Source organism: Variovorax sp. UC74_104 (genome assembly GCF_044055375.1).
Lineage (GTDB): Bacteria > Pseudomonadota > Gammaproteobacteria > Burkholderiales > Burkholderiaceae_C > Variovorax.
The window spans coordinates 5,001-24,570 of the sequence record NZ_CP171978.1 but is presented as its reverse complement, the minus strand read 5'-3'; the positions used below and the strand labels follow the sequence as shown (position 1 = coordinate 24,570).

General features: G+C 68.6%; 14 protein-coding genes, 1 rRNA gene and 2 pseudogenes (1 of these 17 running past the window's edge). 10 read left to right on the top strand and 7 right to left on the bottom strand.

Going from position 1 to position 19,570, the window contains the following annotated elements; all coding sequences use genetic code 11:
- Positions 1–67: 67 nt before the first annotated feature.
- A pseudogene (locus tag ACHMXA_RS00110) lies at positions 68–1,124 on the top strand (AbrB family transcriptional regulator).
- A gap of 84 nt (positions 1,125–1,208) precedes the next feature.
- Here ACHMXA_RS00110 and ACHMXA_RS00105 read toward each other — a convergent pair.
- Together ACHMXA_RS00105 and ACHMXA_RS00100 are read right to left on the bottom strand one after the other, a co-directional pair.
- Entirely contained in the window at positions 1,209–1,487 is a 279-nt protein-coding gene (locus ACHMXA_RS00105) for a DUF3567 domain-containing protein (RefSeq protein WP_170217241.1), read from the bottom strand.
- A gap of 147 nt (positions 1,488–1,634) precedes the next feature.
- Positions 1,635–2,831, bottom strand: a complete 1,197-nt coding sequence (locus ACHMXA_RS00100; protein WP_395317557.1) for a DUF3108 domain-containing protein — start codon at positions 2,829–2,831, stop codon at positions 1,635–1,637.
- Between the two features lie 144 nt (positions 2,832–2,975).
- Here ACHMXA_RS00100 and ACHMXA_RS00095 point away from each other — a divergent pair, with 144 nt between their 5' ends.
- On the top strand, positions 2,976–4,073 hold the full coding sequence (locus ACHMXA_RS00095; protein ID WP_395317556.1) for a fumarylacetoacetate hydrolase family protein: 1,098 nt from the start codon (positions 2,976–2,978) through the stop codon (positions 4,071–4,073).
- Between the two features lie 10 nt (positions 4,074–4,083).
- On the opposite strand, the gene ACHMXA_RS00090 is transcribed toward ACHMXA_RS00095, so the two are convergent.
- Positions 4,084–4,866, bottom strand: coding sequence for a LuxR C-terminal-related transcriptional regulator (locus tag ACHMXA_RS00090; RefSeq protein ID WP_395317555.1), 783 nt, complete (start codon positions 4,864–4,866; stop codon positions 4,084–4,086).
- A gap of 98 nt (positions 4,867–4,964) precedes the next feature.
- Between ACHMXA_RS00090 and ACHMXA_RS00085 the strand changes: the two genes are divergently transcribed.
- From ACHMXA_RS00085 to ACHMXA_RS00075, 3 genes are read left to right on the top strand one after another with little or no spacing between them, the layout of a single operon-like run.
- Entirely contained in the window at positions 4,965–6,716 is a 1,752-nt protein-coding gene (locus ACHMXA_RS00085) for an FAD-dependent monooxygenase (protein WP_395317554.1), read from the top strand.
- The gene (locus tag ACHMXA_RS00080) at positions 6,713–6,934 is read left to right on the top strand and encodes a DUF2783 domain-containing protein (RefSeq protein ID WP_126185861.1); all 222 of its coding nucleotides are present in this window, start codon (positions 6,713–6,715) and stop codon (positions 6,932–6,934) included. Before ACHMXA_RS00085 ends, ACHMXA_RS00080 begins: the two co-directional genes overlap by 4 nt.
- A gap of 46 nt (positions 6,935–6,980) precedes the next feature.
- Positions 6,981–7,955 carry a tripartite tricarboxylate transporter substrate binding protein gene (locus ACHMXA_RS00075; protein ID WP_176668360.1) on the top strand — a complete coding sequence of 325 codons (975 nt, stop codon included), beginning with the start codon at positions 6,981–6,983 and terminating at the stop codon, positions 7,953–7,955.
- A 123-nt stretch (positions 7,956–8,078) separates the two neighbouring features.
- Here ACHMXA_RS00075 and ACHMXA_RS00070 read toward each other — a convergent pair whose 3' ends face one another.
- Both ACHMXA_RS00070 and ACHMXA_RS00065 read right to left on the bottom strand, forming a co-directional pair.
- A complete protein-coding gene (locus ACHMXA_RS00070; RefSeq protein ID WP_176668359.1) occupies positions 8,079–9,251 on the bottom strand; it encodes a toxin-antitoxin system YwqK family antitoxin in 1,173 nt (390 codons plus the stop codon).
- A gap of 16 nt (positions 9,252–9,267) precedes the next feature.
- Entirely contained in the window at positions 9,268–9,681 is a 414-nt protein-coding gene (locus ACHMXA_RS00065) for a VOC family protein (RefSeq protein WP_093206477.1), read from the bottom strand.
- Between the two features lie 64 nt (positions 9,682–9,745).
- On the opposite strand from ACHMXA_RS00065, the gene ACHMXA_RS00060 reads away from it, so the two are divergent.
- From ACHMXA_RS00060 to ACHMXA_RS00045, 4 genes are all read left to right on the top strand, one after another.
- Positions 9,746–10,921: a TraB/GumN family protein gene (locus tag ACHMXA_RS00060; protein ID WP_395317553.1), complete on the top strand. Its 1,176-nt coding sequence runs from the start codon at positions 9,746–9,748 to the stop codon at positions 10,919–10,921.
- Positions 10,922–10,932: 11 nt separating this feature from the next.
- A complete protein-coding gene (locus ACHMXA_RS00055) occupies positions 10,933–11,304 on the top strand; it encodes a DUF2946 family protein (RefSeq protein WP_176668357.1) in 372 nt (123 codons plus the stop codon).
- 126 nt (positions 11,305–11,430) lie between these two features.
- On the top strand, positions 11,431–13,722 hold the full coding sequence (locus ACHMXA_RS00050) for a TonB-dependent receptor (protein WP_395317552.1): 2,292 nt from the start codon (positions 11,431–11,433) through the stop codon (positions 13,720–13,722).
- Positions 13,723–13,760: 38 nt separating this feature from the next.
- A complete protein-coding gene (locus ACHMXA_RS00045) occupies positions 13,761–14,672 on the top strand; it encodes a copper chaperone PCu(A)C (protein WP_395317551.1) in 912 nt (303 codons plus the stop codon).
- Positions 14,673–14,693: 21 nt separating this feature from the next.
- Here ACHMXA_RS00045 and ACHMXA_RS00040 read toward each other — a convergent pair whose 3' ends face one another.
- Both ACHMXA_RS00040 and ACHMXA_RS00035 read right to left on the bottom strand, forming a co-directional pair.
- Positions 14,694–16,403, bottom strand: a complete 1,710-nt coding sequence (locus ACHMXA_RS00040; protein WP_395317550.1) for a phospholipase D family protein — start codon at positions 16,401–16,403, stop codon at positions 14,694–14,696.
- Between the two features lie 87 nt (positions 16,404–16,490).
- A pseudogene (locus ACHMXA_RS00035) lies at positions 16,491–18,396 on the bottom strand (ATP-binding cassette domain-containing protein).
- Positions 18,397–19,124: 728 nt separating this feature from the next.
- On the opposite strand from ACHMXA_RS00035, the gene ACHMXA_RS00030 reads away from it, so the two are divergent.
- Positions 19,125–19,570: ribosomal RNA gene (locus tag ACHMXA_RS00030) — 16S ribosomal RNA — on the top strand (it continues 1,089 nt past the right edge of the window).

Sequence of the window (19,570 nt, the reverse complement as noted above, 5' to 3'; positions counted from 1 at the left end):
ATGCCCCCGGCGCGCGCACGCGGTGCCGTCCGCCGCCGCTTTTCCCTGTCGTCCCTTCTTCCGGTCCGTGCTTTCCCGTTATCCCGTTCGCGTGCTGGCCACGCTGCTGCTCGCGCTCGCTGCCGCGGGCGTCTGCCTCGCGCTGCGCACCCCGCTGCCCTGGATGATCGGCCCGCTGCTCGCGGTGTCGCTGGCCTCGATCGCAGGCGCGCCCACCGCCAGCTTCACGCCGCTGCGCAACGTGGGGCAGTGGACCATCGGCACCGCGCTGGGGCTTTACTTCACGCCGCACGTGGTCGGGCTGGTGGCCAGCGTGTGGTGGGCGATCGTGCTGGCGATCGCGTGGGCGCTGCTGCTGGGTGTGGGCTTCGGACGCTGGCTGCACGCGATGCATGCGGGGCGCATGCCGCATGTACCGGATCGATCCATGAGAGCCACGACTTACTTCTCCGGCGCCATCGGCGGCGCGTCGGAGATGACGCTGATGGCCGAATCGGCCGGCGCGCGTACCGATCTCGTGGCCGTCGGCGCACAGCCTGCGGCTGGTGGTGGTGACGGTGACCATCCCTTTCGCGATGCAGTGGAGCGGGCTGCACGGGCTGGAGATCAACCCGCCCGGCGTGCGGGAAGTGAACCCGGGCGGCCTTGCGCTGCTGGCAGCGGCGACGGGCATCGGCGCCCTGGCGATGCGCGCGCTGAAGCGCACCAACCCGTGGTTCATCGGGCCGCTGCTGGTGGCGATGGGCTTCACCATCGCGGGCCAGTCGCTGTCGGCCGTGCCCGCTTGGATGTCGAACACGGCGCAGCTGGTCATCGCCGTGAGCCTGGGCGTGCGCTTCAGCCGGGAGTTCCTGCACACGGCGCCGCGCTGGCTGGGCTCGGTGGTGCTGGGCACCTTCGGCATGCTGCTGCTCTGCGCCGCGGTGGCGTGGCTGCTGGCGTGGGCGACAGGGCTGCATCCGGCCACGATGATCCTGGGCACCTCGCCCGGCGGCATCGCCGAGATGTCGATCACCGCCAAGGTGCTGCAACTGGGCGTGCCGGTGGTCACGGCCTTCCAGGTCTGCCGGCTGGTGGCGGTGCTGCTGATCGTGGGGCCGATGTTCCGGTGGATCTACCGCTGAGGGCGCCGCGGGATGGCAAGACATGAAAAAAGCGCCCCTCGGGGCGCTTTTTGGTGATCTTTCGGGAAGCTGGCCGGATCGGGCTCAGTGCACCAGAACCGGGGTGTGCGCCAGTTCGGCGTAGCCCTCGAGCGTGTCTTCGACTTCTTCCTGCGTGGGGGTATTGAGCTGCCACGCGGCGATCTGCTGCTGGAACAGTTCGGCCCAGGAGCCGTCGAGGTAGACCTCCTTGCCCGATCGCTTGTCCACGATCTCGAAGCCATGGCGCTCCAGGACCGGCATGTTCGGCTGCGCGGGCGCGTCGCCCTCGTTGGGCTGCACGTGCACGACGACGAAAGACTCCGAGTCATAAAGCATGTTCATGGCGGGCCCTGTGAGAATGTCGATGGCGTTCATGGGGGTTAGATAGCAATCAACGCGCCAGTTTCAAGATAGGTTGTCTATCTGTAAAACCAACTGGCTAATTGGCATATCCCTGGCTCCTTTCGCTTCGTTAGTGTGACTTTCTCCTCAATTGGGCGGGCCTGAAGGCAGGGGTTTGCGCAACTGGGCGTCAGCGAAGTCCCCGTTGGTCTCGGTTTGCTTGATCCGAACGGGTAGATACCCGTATTCCGGGGCCAGCCAGAGCTCCAGTTTCCGGTCGAAGGCCTTGCGCGGGTCGCGCGTGAGCTTGCGGGCGGTGAATTCGCCGGCCGGCAGGCTGAGTTTTTCCTCCTCTCCGACCACGAAGACCCAGACATCGGCGTCCCGAGGGCCCACGGTCTGCACCGAGATCCTGGTGCCGGCGGGATAGCGCTGCGGGCTGGCCGCCAGCAGGCCGCCGAGCTGCATCATCACGCTCATGCGGTCCTGCGCGCCCGGCAGCAGCGGCACCGGGGGCGCGTTGTTGCTGAAGACGATCTGGTTCTGGTCGCGCACGAAATGCGACGCCACCTCGGACTTGCGGCTTTCGGAGTACCGCTCCGGCTCCAGGCCCGAAGGGCCGATGCGCCCCGTGCTGTGCCAGTTGAGCAGGGTGAAGAACACGGCCTTGAGCGTCAGCCGGCCGTCGTAGCGGGTGCCGTCCTGCAGCCAGACCAGCTCGCCGAACACGCCGCGCTGGGGGGATGAGCCACTCTGTCCGGTGGCCTCGAAATCCAGCGTGACCGAGCCCGGGATCTTCATCGCCTGCGTGCCGGCGATGGTGCCCGAGGCCTCGCCCCCGGCCGCCGCCTGCGTGCCGGTTCCGCTGCCACCGGAAGGCGATGTCGCCCCAGCTGGCGCGCTGGCCGCCGCTTCGGGCGGTGTTGCTCCTGAATCGGTAGCGGCCTGGGCCGTCAGATTGGGCGTTTCAGGCGTGGGCGTCGCGGCTGCCTCAGGTTCGGGCGATGGCTCGGCGGGGGCCGGCTTCGGTGCGGGCTTCGGTTTGGGCACCGAGGCTTCGCGCGGCCGTTTGGGCTTCGGGGGCGGCGCGGGCTTCGCTTCGGCCGGTGCGGCCGCCGGTGCAGGCGCTTCGGCGGCCGGCGGCGCGATCACGATGGTGCGCGTGCTGAACTTGTTCGCCAGCGGCGAGGGCTCCGGGCCGATGGCCATCGGCGCCAGCCCGAGCAGCAGCACGTGGACCAGCCCCACCAGCAGCGTCAACCCGATCAGCACCCGCCACGACGGACGCCCCGGCAGGCCGGGAGGCAGCGACGGCGAGGAAGAAGGGGCGACGAGCGTCGGCATCGGTATGTGGAGTGGGGCGCCGGCCCGGAGGTTCACCAAAGACCACCTCGGTAAACTGCCGCCCGTCCAACCAGTTTAAGTGGGAGCGGCGACCGGTCCGTGCCGGCGGCCCGCTCCAGTCCTCACGCACGCACGCACCGCATCATGAAACTAGCCACCCTGAAGGACGGCTCGCGCGACGGCCAGCTCGTCGTCGTCTCGCGCGACCTCACGCTCGCCCATTACGCCACCGGCATCGCCAACCGGCTGCAGCAGGTGCTGGACGACTGGGGCTTCATGAGCCCGCAGCTGCAGGACCTGTACGCGAATCTCAACGCCGGCCGCGCGCGCCACGCCTTTCCCTTCGACCCCTCGATGTGCATGGCCCCGCTGCCGCGCGCCTACCAGTGGGCCGACGGCTCGGCCTACATCAACCACGTGGAACTGGTGCGCAAGGCGCGCAACGCCGAGGTGCCCGAAAGCTTCTACACCGACCCGCTGATGTACCAGGGCGGCAGCGACGACTTCCTCGGCCCGACCGACGACGTGGTCGTGCCCAGCGAGGCCATGGGTATCGACTTCGAGGCCGAGATCGCCGTCGTCACCGGCGACGTGCGCATGGGCGCCACGCCCGACCAGGCGCTCGACGGCATCCGCCTCGTGATGCTGGCCAACGACGTGAGCCTGCGCAATCTCATCCCGGCCGAACTCGCCAAGGGCTTCGGCTTCTTCCAGAGCAAGCCCGCCACCGCCTTCAGCCCCGTGGCCGTCACGCTCGACGAGCTCGGCGAGGCCTGGCAGCACGGCCGCGTGCACCTCGCGCTGCAAAGCAGCTGGAACGGCCGCAAGGTCGGCATGTGCGACGCCGGCCCGGAAATGACCTTCCACTTCGGCCAGCTCATCGCCCACATCGCCAAGACGCGCAACGTGCGCGCCGGCAGCATCGTCGGCAGCGGCACCGTGAGCAACAAGGGCGTGGAGAAAAAGGACGGCCAGATGGAGTGGCCCAAGGGCTACTCGTGCATCGCCGAGAAGCGCTGCATCGAGACCATCCAGACCGGCCAGCCCTACACCGACTTCATGAAGTTCGGCGACACCATCCGCATCGAGATGAAGGGGCTGGATGGGCGCTCGATCTTCGGCGCGATCGACCAGGAGATCGTGTCGACGGCCGGGCGGCCGAAGGATGCGCCGGTGTCGTTGGTCAAACCGCAGGCCGGCGACGAAACCCCGCAGGCCGAGGAAGAAACCCCGGAAGACTGAAGCGGCCCGCTCAGTGCGGCCCCGCGCCGCGCAGCAGCTCCTTCTGCGACCGTATCCCCAGCCGCCGGAACGCCCGGTACTGGTGGGTGCGCACGGTCGTCAGCTCCACGCCGATCTCGCGCGCCGCCTCCTTGGCGGTGCGGCCGGCCATCAGATGGCCGATGACCTCGCGCTCGCGCAGGCTCAGGCGCAGCAGCCTTTCGGCGAGGGCGGGCTCCACCGCCTTGCGGGCGCCGACTGCGCTGCGGCCGTGCGCTGCGGTGGCGTCGGCCAGCAGCGTGGCGTGCGCCTCGATGAGCGCGAAGTCCGCCGCGCCGAACTCCGGCTGCGCGAGGCTGCGATAGAAGCTCACCGCCACGCGCTGCCCGGTGGGCTGCAGCAACAGCACCGACGCGCGCTCGCGGATGCCCACGTCGCCGTAGCAGGCGGCGCGATACACCGGATCGGCCACCTCGTCGGCGCGCTGGTGGCCCATCCAGAGCTGGGCGCGCCTGGGCAGCTTGCGCGCCGCGAGCCAGGCCATGTTGGGGTCGAGCAGGTCGAAGCGCTGTGCCACGTAGCGTTCCGATGTGCGCTCGGCGGTGCTGCCGTAGCTGCTGGCGGCCGACACCAGCTCGATGCGCCCGGCGGCATCGACCACGAACACGGTGCAGAAGGTCACCGGCATCACGCGCTGCATGGCCTTGAGGTAGCTGGTCGCGAGCAGCGGCGTGCCCACGCCGGAGAGCACGTCGCCGACCACGGCCGCGGCCAGCGCGGCGTCCTCGCAAGGGTGGATGCGCCAGCGTCTCATGCGTGAGGAAAGGAGGAGAAGTGGGGATGGATACGGGTAAACACCTCGTACGAAGTTATGACATTGCCGCTCGCCCCGCATCGGGACAATCCCGCCGGATGACGAACTCCCCCGCTGCCACCCTGGGCGATGCCGCCAGCGGCCCCGTGCCGCCGAAGCCCGGCGCCGATGCCGGATTGCCGCCTTCGGTCGGCGCCTTCCACTACACGCGCTACGAACCCCGCACGCCGCAACTCGGCCCCGACGGCGTCGAAGCGGCCGGCCACCCGGTGGTGATCGCGGGCGGCGGCCCGGTCGGCATGGCGCTCGCGCTGGGGCTCGCGAACCACGGCCTGCGCAGCGTGATCCTCGAAGCCGACGACACCGTGTGCGTCGGCAGCCGCGCGGCCTGCATCTCGCGCCGCAGCCTGGAGATCATGGAGCGGCTCGGCGTGCTGCGCGCCTTCATGGACAAGGGCCTGCCCTGGACCGGCGGGCGCAGCTTCTACAAGACCGCCGAGGTGTTCCGCTTCGAGATGCCGCACGACGAGCGGCAGAAGCTGCCGCCGATGATCAACCTCGAGCAGTACTACGCCGAGCACTACCTGCTGGAGGAGATCCTGCGCCGCAACGAGCGCACGCCGGGGCTCGTCGACATCCGCTGGGGCACCGAGCTCACCGGCCTCGCGCAGGACGACGAAGGCGTGACGCTCGACGTGCGCAACGCCCAAGGCGCCTACCGGCTGCGCGGCCGGTGGCTCGCGGCCTGCGATGGCGGCCAGAGCTTCGTGCGCAAGGCGATGGGGCTCGCGCTGGAAGGCACGGGCTACGAAGGCCGCTACGTGATCATCGACATCGAACTCAAGAGCGGCCACCCCACCGAGCGCCGCGCCTGGTTCGACCCGCCGTGGAACCCCGGCTCGACCGTGCTCATGCACCGCCAGCCCGACGACATCTGGCGCATCGACTACCAGCTGCGCCCCGGCCAGAGCACCGAGGAGGCGCTGCAGCCGGCGGCGGTGGCCGAGTTCGTGCAGCGCCACCTCGACGCCATCGGCGAAGGCCACCTGCCCTGGAAGACGGTATGGACCTCGGTCTACCGCGCCGGCGCGATGACGCTCGAAAGCTACCGCCACGGCCGCGTCGTCTTCGCGGGCAACGCAGCGCACGCAATGCCGATCTTCGGCGTGCGCGGGCTCAATTCCGGTTTCGACGACGCGGACAACCTCGCGTGGAAGCTCTCCTTCGTCGCGAAGGGGCTGTCCGACGCTGAGCTGCTCGATTCGTACTCGCAGGAGCGCATCGAGGCCTTCCACGTCAACGCCGAGAACGCGATGCGCAGCACCGAGTTCATGTCGCCGCCCTCGCGCGGATTCGACCTGCTGCGCGAGGGGGCGCTGTCGCTGTCGGAGGCGCACCGCGGTATCGCGCAGCTCATCAACCCGCGCCAGACGCAGGCGGTGCGCTATGCGGCGTCGCCGCTGTCGAGCGAGGGCGATGCGCTGCCCGCCGGCCCGCTGCCGGGCGAGGCGATGCCCGAGCAGCAGCTCGAACGCGGCCATCTCACCGACTGGATCGCGCCCACCTTCACGCTGCTGGTGCTGCGGCCCGACCTCGTCGCGCTGCCTGCCGCCGACATCGAGCGGGCACGCAAGGGCGCGCTGCCCTTCATCGTGCGCAGCATCGCGAGCCCGGGCATCGACGGTGCCGACGCGCATGCGTCGCCCGCCATGTTCGAAGCGCTGGGCGCCAGGGACGGCGCCGTCTACCTGCTGCGCCCCGACGGCCACGTGGCCGCGCGCTGGCATCGCCTGCCGGCCGGCGCCCTGCAACCCGCACTGGCCCGCGCGGCCCGGGAGATTTCCGCATGACGACGACCACCACACCGCAGCTCCAACCCGACGCCCGCGACCGCCTCTATGCCGAATGCGCGAGAGCCATCACCGAAGCCGGCGCCGAGCGCGAATCGCTGTTCCTCGCGCGGCTCGCGCTGCTGCTCTTCGAACAGGTCGGCGACGAGGCACGCTGCCGCACCGCACTGGCCGACGCACTGCGCGCTCTGCCCGTACCATCCCTGTCCGCTTCCTGATTTCCGGAACGACATACATACAACCAGCAGATTGGAGACTGATTCCATGGATCGCCGCACCCTTCTCGCCACGCTCGCCTCCGGCGCCGCAATGGCCGCATCGCCCTTCGCCCGCGCGCAGGAGTACCCCGCGCAGCTCATCAAGTGGGTCGTACCCTATCCGGCCGGCGGCGGCACCGACGTGATCGCGCGCGTGCTGGCCGAGGCCATGCGCCAGACGCTGGGCCAGCAGATCGTGGTGGACAACCGCCCCGGCGCCTCGACCAACATCGGCGCCGACATCGTCGCCAAGAGCAAGCCCGACGGCTACACGATCCTCTCGGCCGACAACGCGGTGCTGGCCTTCAACGAGCACCTGTTCAGCAAGCTGCCCTTCAGCCCCGAGAAAGACTTCACCTACATCGGCGCCATCGGCAAGTTCCCGCTGGCCCTGGTGGTGCACCCGGACTTCCCGGCGAAGAACTTCAAGGAGTTCCTGGCCTACGTGAAGGCCAACCCCGGCAAGGTCAACTACGCCTCGCCCGGCAACGGCTCGCCGCACCACCTGGCCATGGAAATGTTCAAGGTTCGCACCGGCACCTTCATCACCCACATCCCGTACCGCGGCGCGGCGCCGGCCATGGCCGACGTGATGGGCGGTCAGGTGCCCTGCATGTTCCTCGACCTGGCCTCGGGCCTGCCGGTCATGCAGAGCAACAAGGTGCGCGTGCTGGCCATCGGCTCCGGCGCGCGCAGCAAGCCGCTGCCCAACGTGCCGACGCTGGCCGAGGTGGGCGTGCCCAACACGGAGGTGTTCGCGTTCCAGGGCATCCTTGGCCCGGCCAACCTGCCGGCGGCGGTGGTCAACAAGCTCAACGGCGACCTGAACAAGGCCTTCGGCACGCCGGCCGTGCAGAAGCGCTTCGACGACTTCGGCATGGAAGCGATGCCGGGCACGCCGGCGCAGTTCGCGGCGCTGTCGCGCGCGGAATCGAAGCGCTGGGGCCCGATCATCAAGCAGGCAGGAATCAAGCTGGACTGAGCTCGCCAGGAGCAGCTCTTTTCGCGAAACACCGCGGAACCGGCTTCGCCGGGCCGCAGGTGTTGCCCCCGGTAGGGGGTGGAGGAGCGACACGAAGTGCGCGCAGCCTGGGGGCGAGCCCAGTTACCTTGTGTATGCCTTGCGCGAGCCGTCCTCGAAGACTTCGTCGTCGCGCTGCAGTTCGCCGTTCTCGTCCCAAGCGCGCTCGCGCGTGACGCGGCCCTTGGCGTCGAAGCTCGACTCGGCCAGCAGCGTGCCCTTCTCGCTGAAGCGCTGATGGGTGCCGACCGGGATCTGCCGGTTGCGGCCCTGGATCTCGTAGCGGCCTTGCGCGGCGCGCTGGCCGCTGTCGTAGAACTCGGTGATCTCGACGCTGCGCGCGTCGCCGCTGCCGCTGTAGGCCGACTTGCTGCGCGGCTGGCCGTTGATGTAGTAGCTGTCGTCGACGATCGGCTCGCCCGCGCTGTTCCAGCGCTGGTCGCGCACCAGCGTGCCCTTTTCGGAGAAAGCCTGCTCGCGCACGCGGACGCTCGTGCGCTCCACCAGCAGGAAGGCGGTCTCGCGGCGCTTGACGCCTTCGGACGAGAAGCTCTGCTCGGTGCGCTGGTTGCCCACGGTCTCGTCGAGCGACGAAGTCTTGCCGTTGTCGTAGAAGCTCTGCGCGCGCACCCGCTTGCCCGACACGTATGCGAGCCGCGAGCGCAGGATGCCGCGCGCGTCGAACAGGTCGACCTGCGACGGGCCGGTGCCCGAGAAGCCGCAGAGCCTGGCGTCGTCCACCACCGGCGCCAGCGTGGGCGCGTCGGCGCAGCGCAGGGCCGAGAGCTGGCCGTGCTCGGTGAACTCGACCGATGCGCGCTCGTTGCCGCCGCCGGTGTCGGAGTTGGGATAGAAGATCGCGCGGCGCAGCTTGCCGTCGGGGTAGAAGCTGCGTACCAGTCCGCGCTCCTGGCCGTCGTCGTAGGTGGCGTCGCGCAGCACGCGGCCGGTGGGCGAGAACTCGCGCGCGCGGCCGTGCAGGTTGCCCTTGGCGTTGACGCTGTGCTCCTTGGCGAGCTTGCCCTTCTCGTAGATGCGCACGAGGCCCATCGACACGCCGTTCTGTATCTGCGACTCGCGCTGCAGCTCGCCGGTCGAGCGGTCCTTGCAGCGCAGCAGGCCGGTCTTGCCCGCGGTGCTGCTGCCGTCGTCGGGGTTCACGCTGCGGCCGTTGAGCTCGCAGTCGAGCTGGGCGTGCGCGAGCGTGGCGCACAGCAGCGCGAGGGGAGCGATGACGGCGGCCGCACGCGGGAGCATCTGCTGCTTCTTCTTATTACTTGTCGTAGAGGGTGTCCAGCGAACGGAAGCCCTTGACCTCGATCGGATTGCCGAACGGGTCGAGGAAGAACATCGTCCACTGCTCGCCCGGTTGCCCTTCGAAGCGCACCTGCGGCTTCAGCACGAACTCGGTGCCGGCGGCCTCGAGCCGCTTCGCCATCGCCTGCCAGTCGGGCAGCGCGAGCGCGAGGCCGAAGTGCGGCATCGGCACCATCACGTCGCCGACGCGGCCGGTGGGGGCGGTGGCGAAGGGCTCGCCCAGGTGAAGGGAAATCTGGTGGCCGAAGAAGTCGAAGTCGACCCATGTGTCGGTGCTGCGGCCTTCGGCGCAACCGAGCACGCCGCCGTAGAAGCGGCGGGCGCCGTCGAGGTCGCGGACATTGAAGGCAAGGTGGAAGATGCTCTGCATGGTTTCGGATTATGGGCAGCGGTGCTGTGAGAATGCCGGACTTTCTTTCATCGTGGAGCAAGCCTTGCGGATACTCCGGATCCTCGCCGCGCCCCTGTGCGGCATCGCTTTCCTCTTCACCTTCGGGGCGGCCCGGGCGGCCTGCCCGCCCTCTGCCATCGCGAGCCTCGAGAAGCCCGGCGTGGTCGTGCGCAACGGCATCGACCGCGGCGTGCTCTGGCGCATCGAGCGCGACGGGCGCACCTCGTGGCTCTACGGCACCATCCACATCGGCCGCGGCGACTGGGTGCGGCCCGGCCCGACCATCCAGAAGGCACTGGCGCAGAGCGACACCGTCGCGCTCGAACTCGACATGCGCGACGAATCCACCGCCCGCGCCATGGCCCGCCCGGCCGACCCTGAACTGCTGGCGCGCATGCTCAGCGGCGAGCGCGCCCGCCGTCTGGAGCGCCAGAACAGCGAGGCCTGCGTGCCGCCGGGCTCGCTGTCGAAGCTGCAGCCGATCCTGCAGGTCACGGCGCTGGCCGGGCTGGTGGGGCGAGCCGACGGGCTGTACCCGGAATTCGGCGTGGACGAGACGCTGGCGGTCGCCGCGCGCAACAGCAACAAGCCGATCGTCGCTCTCGAGAATGCGGCCGACCAGCTCAAGGTGCTGACCGGCGGCTCCGAGTCCGAGGAGGCCGAGCAGGTCGACGCGGCGCTCGACGAGCTCGAATCGGGCAAGCTGCGCGGCCAGATCAAGGAACTGGCCGAGGTCTGGGCCCGCAGCGACGCGGCTCGGCTGGCCCGCTACCCCGAATGGTGCGACTGCCTCAACACGCCCGCCGAGCAGCGGCTGCTCAAGCGCCTGCTCGACGACCGCAACCCGAACCTTGCCGACGGCATTGAGCGCCTGCATGCAGGCGGCAAGGGCGTGTTCGCCGCGGTCGGTGCGCTGCACATGATCGGCCCGCAGGGGCTGCCCACGCTCATGGCGGCACGCGGCTTCACCGTGACGCCAGTGCTCACCAGCGCGCAGGAGCAGACCGCGCAGCCCATGCCCGCGCTCGCGGCGCCTTCGCCATCGCCCAGGGCGGTGCGCGGCGGCAAGGCGGTCAAGGGCCAGCGCGGAAAGGCGACGCCCGCGGCTGCCGCAAGGGGCGGAAAGTCGGCCAAGGCGGCACCCGCCGCGTCCAGGGGCGGGGCCCGCGCGCCCTCCAAGGCCGCGGCCCCTGCCGCCAAGGGCAAAGTGCGCCGATAATCGCGGCCGCCATGCACGCGCTGCACCGATCCACCCGCTCCATCGCCCTCGCCGGGCGTTGGCTGCTGCTGTGGTTCGTGATGTCGCTGGGCGTGGCGGTGGCGTCGCCGCTGGTGAACCCGCAAGCCATGGAGCTGGTGTGCTCCGCCGCGGGCTCCATCAAGGTGGTGGTCCACACCGAGGACGGCGTCAAGGAAATGGGCGCCTCGCACATGGACTGCCCGCTGTGCGTGCTGACTGGCGCTCCGCCGCCGGCCATGGCGGCGCCGGCCTTCGATCTTCCCCTGCCGCTGGGCCGCGTGGTCCAGCCCATCCCCGCCGCGCGACTGGCCGCGGCCACCGCGGCGCCGCTGCCGGCGCGCGGGCCGCCAAACCTCTCCTGACGCTTTCGAAACCGTAGCCGTGCACGCGCGCCCGAAGCGCGTACGCGGCTTGTCCGGCCCGTCCGGTTTGAAGCTCCGTGGAGAAGGTTCCTCTTGAACAAGCATTCCCGCGCCCTGGCGATCGCCATGGCATTCCCCCTTGGCGTGCCCGCGCTGGCGCAACAGGCGCAGCCGGCCGACGTCCCTGAAGGCGGCCCCGGCGGCCGCACGCTGAACACCATCACCGTGACCGGCGGGCGGCCGACTTCGCTGCCGGCGCAGATCCCCACCACCATCGAAGGCGTGACGCACGAGCAGATCGTCGAGACCGTCAACGCCACCGACAGCGAGGACGCGCTGAAGTACCTGCCGAGCCTGGTCGTGCGCAAGCGCTACATCGGCGACTTCAACCACGCCGTACTCGCCACGCGCGCCTCGGGTACCGGGAACAGCGCGCGCTCGATGGTGTACGCCGACGGCATCATGCTGTCGAACCCGCTGGGCAACGGCGCCACCTACGCGCCGCGCTGGGGCATGGTGTCGCCCGAGGAGATCGAGCGCGTCGACGTGCTGTACGGGCCGTTCTCGGCGGCGTACCCGGGCAACTCGGTGGGCGCGGTGGTCGACTACGTCACGCGCATGCCGACCAAGTTCGAGGCGCACGTCAAGCTCAGCGGCTTCGTCTCGAACTTCGACCTCTACAACAGCCACTCCTCGCCGGCCGGGCAGCAGCTCGACCTGTCGCTGGGCAGCCGCAGTGGCGACTGGTCGTGGTGGCTCAGCGCCTCGCGCACGCACAGCAAGGGGCAGGCGCTGGTGTTCGGCAACCGGCTCGTCAGCGCCGGCACCGTGGGCAGCGCGGGCACGCCGGTGACCGGCGCGGTGGGCGGGCTGAACCCGTCGAACCAGCCCTGGTGGCTGGTCGGCGGCTCCACCATCTACGACACCACGCAGGAGCAGGCCAAGCTCAAGCTGGCCTACGACTTCTCGCCCACGGTGCGCGCCACCTACACGCTGGGCGCATGGAACAACACCACCCACGGCGGCGTCGACACCTGGCTGCGCGACGCCCTCGGCCGGCCGGTGTACGGCGGGAGGGTGAACATCGGCGGACGCACCTTCAACCTCGACTCGCCCAGCGCAGCGCTCGCCCCCACCGAAACCGCGCTCACGCACTACATGCACGGCCTCTCGGTGAAGAGCCACACCGGCGGCGTGTTCGACTGGGAGGTGGCCGCCAGCCTCTACGACTACTCGCGCGACACCTCCCGCACGCCCACCACGCCGCTGCCGGGCGCCTTCAGCGGCGGCCCGGGCCGCACCACCGACATGGGCGGCACCGGCTGGAGCACCTTCAAGGCGGCCGGCACCTGGCGCCCCACCGGCTCGGCCGAGGGCGTGGGCGCGCACGTGGTCGACTTCGGCTTCCAGCAGGACACGGCGCGGCTGCGCACCAGCGTCGGCAACACACTCGACTGGATCGGCGGCTCGCCCGTCTCGCCGTTCTCGGCCTTCAACGGCAACACCCGGCTGCAGTCGCTCTACGTGCAGGACACCTGGCGCTTCGCCAAGGACTGGAAGACCACGCTCGGCCTGCGCCACGAGCGCTGGGAGGCCTACGGCGGCCAGCTCGGCAACGCCGCCACGCTGCTGAACTTTGCCCCGCGCAAGAACAGCTACGACTCGCCCAAGGCGGCGGTCGCCTGGCAGGCCACCTCCGACTGGCTGCTCAAGGCTTCCACCGGCCGCGCGGTGCGCATGCCGACGGTGAGCGAGCTCTACCAGGGCTCGATCAGCGGCAACCAGATCGTCAACACCAACCCCAACCTGCGCCCCGAGCGCTCGTGGACCACCGAGCTCACCGCCGAGCGCGACCTCAAGGGCTGGGGGCTCGACGGCGTGCTGCGCACCACGCTCTTCTTCGAGAACACGAAGGACGCGCTCTACACCCAGGCGCTCAACAACCTGGTGAGCACGGTGCAGAACGTCGACGCCATCCGCACGCGCGGGCTGGAGGTGGCGCTGAACGCGTCCGACGTGGGCGTGCGCGGGCTGGACCTGAGCGGCAGCCTCACGCTGACCCGCTCGAAGATCACCGCCAACAGCGGCTTCCCGGCCAGCGTCGGCCACGACCAGCCGCGCGTGCCCAGGGTGCGCGCCACGCTGCTGGCCACCTACCGGCCCGACGACCGCTGGAGCTACACCGTCGGCGCGCGCTACAGCGGCAGGCAGTACGGCACGCTCGACAACAGCGACCCCAACGGCTTCGCGTACATGGGCTTCTCGAAGTTCTTCGTGGTTGATGCGCGCATACGCTACCGGATCGACCGGCAGTGGAGCGCCTCCTTCGGCATCGACAACCTGAACAACAACAAGTACTGGGCCTTCCACCCGTACCCGCAGCGCACCTACGTGGCCGAGCTGAAGTTCGACCTTTGATTGATGACTCCCCGTTCCAACCGCAAGGACCAAACGACATGAACAAAACGACTTCGACGGCCATCCTCAGGACCACCGCCGCATGCGCCATGCTGGCCGGCATGGGCGCCGCGGTGGCGCACGTCACGCTGCGACCGGGCGGCGTGACCGTCGGCAGCGACTACGACGCCGCCTTCCGCGTCGGCCACGCATGCGAAGGCGCCAAGGCCACCACCGGCCTGGCCGTGCGCCTGCCCAAGGGCTTCGTCCTGAGCGACGCGCAGGCGCGCAAGGGCTGGAAGCTCGACGTGCAGAAGAGCGGCGACGGTGAAGTCCGCTGGACGGCAGAGACGCCCGGCAACGCGCTGCCTGGCAGTGAGCGCGCCGAGTTCGTACTGCGCGGCAAGGTGCCCGCGACGCCGGGCACGCTGTGGTTCAAGGTGCTGCAGAGCTGCGACGTGGGCGCGGCCGACTGGGCCGAGGTGCCGGCCTCGGGCAGTTCCACCGCCGGCTTGAAGAGCCCCGCCGCAAAGCTGAATGTGGTGGCGCAGGGCGTGGCCACGGTCGACGTGCGCGACGGCTGGGTGCGCCAGTCGGTGCCGGGCCAGAGCGGCACCGGTGCCTTCATGAAGCTGACCTCGCCCACCGGCGCGAAGCTGGTGGGCATCTCCACGCCGGCCGCCGGTGTCGCCGAAGTGCACGAGATGAAGATGGAGGGCGACACCATGAAGATGCGCGAGCTCCCGGCCGGCCTCGACCTGCCTGCGGGCCAGACCGTCGAGCTCAAGCCCGGCGGCTACCACGTGATGATGATGGACCTGAAGGGCGCGCTGGCGAAGGGCGCGACCGTGCCGATGACGCTGAGCTTCCAGGACGCCAAGGGCGCCAAGACCACGCTCGACGTGACGCTGCCGGTGGGTGCGCCCGAAGGTGCCGATGCGGCCGGATCGGCGCACCAGCACAAGCACTGAGCGGCAGCCTCAAGGCTTCATTCAAAGCAGCTGGTCCGGCGCCAGCGGCCCGAAGAGCTTGAGCATCAGCCGCAGCATGGCGCCGGCGTCGGGCTCGGTGGTGGCGTCCTTCAGGCCGCTGCCCTGGGGCGCCCGCCACACCAGCGAGCCGTCGACCAGCTCGACGTGCCACGAGCGCTCGCTCATACCGCGCTCGATCTGCTCGGTGGCGGCGCGCGAAAGCTCGTTGCTGCGGATCAGCAGCGCGATCTCGGTGTTCTGCAGCTGGGAGCGCAGGTCGAGGTTCATCGAGCCCACCACCAGCAGCCGTCCGTCCATCACCAGCACCTTGGAGTGCAGCATCGCGCGAGATTCGCCGGGGGCACTGCTGCCGCCCGAGGAACCGAAGACATTGCCGAAGCTCGCCTGCTCGCTGCGCAGCTCGTAGAGCTCGATGCCCATCTTCAGCAGCGCCTCGCGGTGGCGCGCGTAGCCCACGTGCGCCACCGGCGCGTCGTTGGAGGCCAGCGAGTTGGTCAGCACGCGGATGCGCACGTTGCGGGCGCGGGCCGTGGAGAAGGCCTGCAGCATGTCCTTTCCGGGCACGAAGTAGGGCGAGATGATGGTCAGGTCGGTTCGTGCCTGGCCGATGAGCTGCAGCAGCCCCTCGACCACGGTGTCGCCGCTGGCGGCGAGGTCGGAGGCGGCTTCCAGCGAGGCTGCGCCGCGGGAGGCGCCGGCCTTGTCGTCGGGCCGGCTCACCACGAGGCCGGGCGCTTTCTTGTTGCCCGGGTCCGAGTCGGCCGGAATCTTGCCGGGCTTGTCGGCCAGCATCACGGCCGGCGCCCAGACGAAGGTGGCGGTGCGCAGGTCCAGCGGCTTCTCGTCCCAGGCGCGGGCGCGCTGCTCGGCGGTGGGGGCGCCGGCGCCTTCCTTCTGGCGGGTCGATTCCTCGGCCAGTTCCTGGTCGGCCCTTTTCGCGCGGTCGCGCATGGCCTGCAGCTCCTCGCGGGTGACCAGCGACTGCACCGGGTAGGCGCGCTCGTTGTTCCAGTAGCTGTCGAAGCTGCGCGACAGGTCCTGCACGATGGGGCCGGCGGCCAGCACGTCGACATCGACGAAGTTGCCGTTGGTCGCGTTGCCGAAGTAGGCGTCGCCCAGGTTGCGCCCGCCCGTCACGCCCAGCACGTTGTCGGCCAGGAACAGCTTGTTGTGCATGCGCTGCTGGATGCGCGAGGCGTCGTCGATCGAGTTGAGCAGGCGGCTGAAGGTGGAATCGCGCGAGCCCGCGAGCGGGTTGAACAGCCGCATCTGGATGTTGGGAATGAAGGCCAGGCCCAGCACCAGCGCGTCGCGGCCTGTGGTGTGGAAGTCGTCGAGCAGCACGCGCACCCGCACGCCGCGCTCGGCGGCCGCGCGCAGGCCGCGCACCAGCCGGCCGGTGCTGGCGTCGGCGTGGATGGTGTAGTACTGCAGGTCCAGCGTCTTCTGGGCGCCCTCGATCAGCGCCAGGCGACTGCCGTAGGCCGCCTGCGGACCGCCCAGCAGCAGGAAGCCGGATTCGTAGCGAGCCTTCTCGGCCTGCCGGCGCTGCTGTACCAGGTCGGCCAGTGCGGTGCCGGTGGCCGGCGCGGCGATGGCGGTCGAGACGGGGCGGTCGACGTTCTGCGGCAGCTGCGCGCAGGCGCCGAGGGTCAGCAGCGCCAGCAGTGCCGTCGACCGGCGGAAGAACGTCTGGAAGGATGAAGGCATGCGGCTTTCCCGGGGCTTGAAGGGAGGTGCCGCATATATAGCCTAGTCGGCGGCCGCCGCGCGTCGGACGGCAGGCGCGCCCGGGTGTCAGCGCCCGGCGGAGAGTTCTTCCTGGCGCTCCATGGCGGCCAGCAGTTCGTCGTCGATCTTGGCGTGGCGCTCCGCCAGCTCGGCCGCGCGAGAGGAGTCGGTGGCGTAGATGGCGCCGCCGTCGAGCTCGAGCATTTCGGTGATGCGCTTCTGTTCGGTTTCGAGGGCCTCGATTTGAGCGGGAAGGGCGTCGAGCTCGCGCTGCTCCTTGTAAGAGAGCTTCTTGCGCGGGCCTGGTGCCGCCTTCGGGGCGGGCGCTTCCGCCGCAGGGGCGGGAGCCGCCGCCGGTGCTGCTGCCGCAGCCGCGGCAAGGCGCTGCTCGGCGATTTCGCGGGCGCGCTTGGACTGCGTCAGCCAGTCCTGCACGCTGCCTTCGTACTCGCGCCAGCGGCCGTCGCCTTCGTACGCGATGGTGCTGGTGACCACGTTGTCCAGGAAGGTGCGGTCGTGGCTCACGAGGAACACGGTGCCGTCGTAGTCCTGCAGCAGGTTCTTCGAGCAGCTCGAGGGTGTCGATGTCGAGGTCGTTGGTCGGCTCGTCGAGCACCAGCACGTTGGCCGGGCGCGCGAACAGGCGGGCCAGCAGCAGGCGGTTGCGCTCGCCGCCGCTGAGCGAGCGCACGGGCGAATTGGCGCGCGCCGGGGAGAAGAGGAAGTCGGAGAGGTAGCTCTTGACGTGCTTCTTCTGCGTGCCGATCTCGATCCACTCGCTGCCAGGGCTGATGAAGTCTTCCAGCGTGGCGTCGAGGTCGAGCTTGTCCCGCATCTGGTCGAAGTACGCCACCTGCAGGTTGGTGCCGCGGCGGATCTTGCCGCTGTCGGGCTCGAGCTCGCCGAGGATCAGCTTCAGCAGGGTGGTCTTGCCCGCGCCGTTGGGGCCGAGCAGGCCGACCTTGTCGCCGCGCAGGATGGTGCCGCTGAACTTGCGGATCACGGTCTTGTCGCCGAAGGACTTGGTGGCGTCGGTGAGCTCGGCCACGATCTTGCCGCTGGCCTGGCCCGAAGCCACGTCCATGTTGACGCTGCCCTGCACGTTCCGGCGGGCGGCGTGGCTGGCACGCAGCTCCTGCAGGCGGGTGATGCGGCTCTGGCTGCGGGTGCGGCGGGCTTCCACGCCCTTGCGGATCCAGATTTCCTCCTGGGCCAGCAGCTTGTCGGCCTTGGCGTTGATCACCGCCTCCTGGGCGAGCTGCTCTTCCTTCTGGGCGAGGTACTGTTCGAAGTTGCCGGGGTAAGAGCCGAGCTTGCCCCGGTCCAACTCGACGATGCGGGTCGCGACGCGGTTCAGGAAGCTGCGGTCATGGGTGACGGTGACGACGCTGCCCTTGAAGTCGATCAGAAGCTGTTCGAGCCATTCGATGGAGTCGAGGTCCAGGTGGTTGGTGGGCTCGTCGAGCAGGAGGACGTCCGGAGCCGCCACCAGTGCCTGGGCAAGGGCCACGCGCTTGCGGGTGCCGCCGGAGAGCGAGCCGACGCGCGCGTCGCGGTCGAGGTGCAGGCGGTGCAGCGTCTCTTCCACGCGCTGCTCCCAGTTCCATGCGTCGAAGGCTTCGATCTGGGACTGAAGGGCGTCGAGGTCCAGGCCTTCGGCACCGGAGAGATAGAGATCGCGCAGCGCGATGACGGGAGCCAGGCCCTGGCTGGCGGCGGTGAAGACGTCGGCATCCATGTCGAGCGCGGGCTCCTGGGCGACGTAGGCGACGCGGAGGTTCTGCTGCAGCTGCAGGGTGCCGTCGTCGGTCTTTTCCAGGCCGCCCAGTATCTTGAGCAGGGAGGACTTGCCAGCGCCGTTGCGGCCGATCAGGCCGATGCGCTCCGATTCGAGAAGAGAGAAGTCCGCATGATCCAGCAGCGGGACGTGACCGAACGCGAGCTGTGCGTCGAGGAGTGTGATGAGTGCCATGTGGCGCGGATTATCGGAGGAGGGGATGTCGGATCGTCCTGGGGAGTGTTTCCTCCTCTATATCTGGAGCAGAGAAGAGCCCGTTGTGACGCCGATCCAAGATTCTTTCACGAGCGTCTTGCGCAAGCCCAAATCTGTCATATACTCGTGGGCTTCGCTGCTGAATGCCTGTGGTGTTCGGGTCTGACGGGCTCTTCGGGACTGGTTGGATGGGGTGAAGAAAAAGTCTTCGAAAGTTGACGCCGTTTGAAAAAACAGTGCATAATCGGAGGCTTCGCTGAAACGAACTGCTTCAGCGACTTGCGATGAAAGTTGCGGGTTGCGAAAGAAGTTGGCGGATGTGAAAAGCCAAAATAGTTTGGTGGATTTGAAAAAATCGTGCTAGACTGCAAGGCTCCGCTGAAATGACTTCGGTGGCTGACAATGAAAGTTGTGAGTCGCGAATAACGAAGAAAAAGAAAGCGAAAAAAGTTTGGCGATTCTTTAAAAATCGTGCTAGACTACAAGGCTTCGCTGATCGCAGCAAGCAAACGAAGTAAACGACAAGTTGCTTCGGTGATCGTTAAAAAATTACAGCCGATAAGCGTGGGCGTTTGAAGGTAATTGCACAAGTTCTTCGGAACAAGTCGCAAGACTTAAAAACGCTCATGAGAATAGAAGTGAAGTTCACTTCAATTTCTTTTTTTATGAGTTTTGCCTGGTCGCGAGATCAGGCGCAAATCAAGATCGAACTATAGAGTTTGATCCTGGCTCAGATTGAACGCTGGCGGCATGCCTTACACATGCAAGTCGAACGGCAGCGCGGGAGCAATCCTGGCGGCGAGTGGCGAACGGGTGAGTAATACATCGGAACGTGCCCAATCGTGGGGGATAACGCAGCGAAAGCTGTGCTAATACCGCATACGATCTACGGATGAAAGCAGGGGATCGCAAGACCTTGCGCGAATGGAGCGGCCGATGGCAGATTAGGTAGTTGGTGAGGTAAAGGCTCACCAAGCCTTCGATCTGTAGCTGGTCTGAGAGGACGACCAGCCACACTGGGACTGAGACACGGCCCAGACTCCTACGGGAGGCAGCAGTGGGGAATTTTGGACAATGGGCGCAAGCCTGATCCAGCCATGCCGCGTGCAGGATGAAGGCCTTCGGGTTGTAAACTGCTTTTGTACGGAACGAA

What these genes read in the sequence shown, in the direction of transcription:
- ACHMXA_RS00105 (WP_170217241.1), bottom strand. Translation starts at nt 1,487, where the DNA reads ATGAACATGCTTTATGACTCGGAGTCTTTCGTCGTCGTGCACGTGCAG.
- ACHMXA_RS00100 (WP_395317557.1), bottom strand. Translation starts at nt 2,831, where the DNA reads ATGCCGACGCTCGTCGCCCCTTCTTCCTCGCCGTCGCTGCCTCCCGGC.
- ACHMXA_RS00095 (WP_395317556.1), top strand. Translation starts at nt 2,976, where the DNA reads ATGAAACTAGCCACCCTGAAGGACGGCTCGCGCGACGGCCAGCTCGTC.
- ACHMXA_RS00090 (WP_395317555.1), bottom strand. Translation starts at nt 4,866, where the DNA reads ATGAGACGCTGGCGCATCCACCCTTGCGAGGACGCCGCGCTGGCCGCG.
- ACHMXA_RS00085 (WP_395317554.1), top strand. Translation starts at nt 4,965, where the DNA reads ATGACGAACTCCCCCGCTGCCACCCTGGGCGATGCCGCCAGCGGCCCC.
- ACHMXA_RS00080 (WP_126185861.1), top strand. Translation starts at nt 6,713, where the DNA reads ATGACGACGACCACCACACCGCAGCTCCAACCCGACGCCCGCGACCGC.
- ACHMXA_RS00075 (WP_176668360.1), top strand. Translation starts at nt 6,981, where the DNA reads ATGGATCGCCGCACCCTTCTCGCCACGCTCGCCTCCGGCGCCGCAATG.
- ACHMXA_RS00070 (WP_176668359.1), bottom strand. Translation starts at nt 9,251, where the DNA reads ATGCTCCCGCGTGCGGCCGCCGTCATCGCTCCCCTCGCGCTGCTGTGC.
- ACHMXA_RS00065 (WP_093206477.1), bottom strand. Translation starts at nt 9,681, where the DNA reads ATGCAGAGCATCTTCCACCTTGCCTTCAATGTCCGCGACCTCGACGGC.
- ACHMXA_RS00055 (WP_176668357.1), top strand. Translation starts at nt 10,933, where the DNA reads ATGCACGCGCTGCACCGATCCACCCGCTCCATCGCCCTCGCCGGGCGT.
- ACHMXA_RS00050 (WP_395317552.1), top strand. Translation starts at nt 11,431, where the DNA reads ATGGCATTCCCCCTTGGCGTGCCCGCGCTGGCGCAACAGGCGCAGCCG.
- ACHMXA_RS00045 (WP_395317551.1), top strand. Translation starts at nt 13,761, where the DNA reads ATGAACAAAACGACTTCGACGGCCATCCTCAGGACCACCGCCGCATGC.
- ACHMXA_RS00040 (WP_395317550.1), bottom strand. Translation starts at nt 16,403, where the DNA reads ATGCCTTCATCCTTCCAGACGTTCTTCCGCCGGTCGACGGCACTGCTG.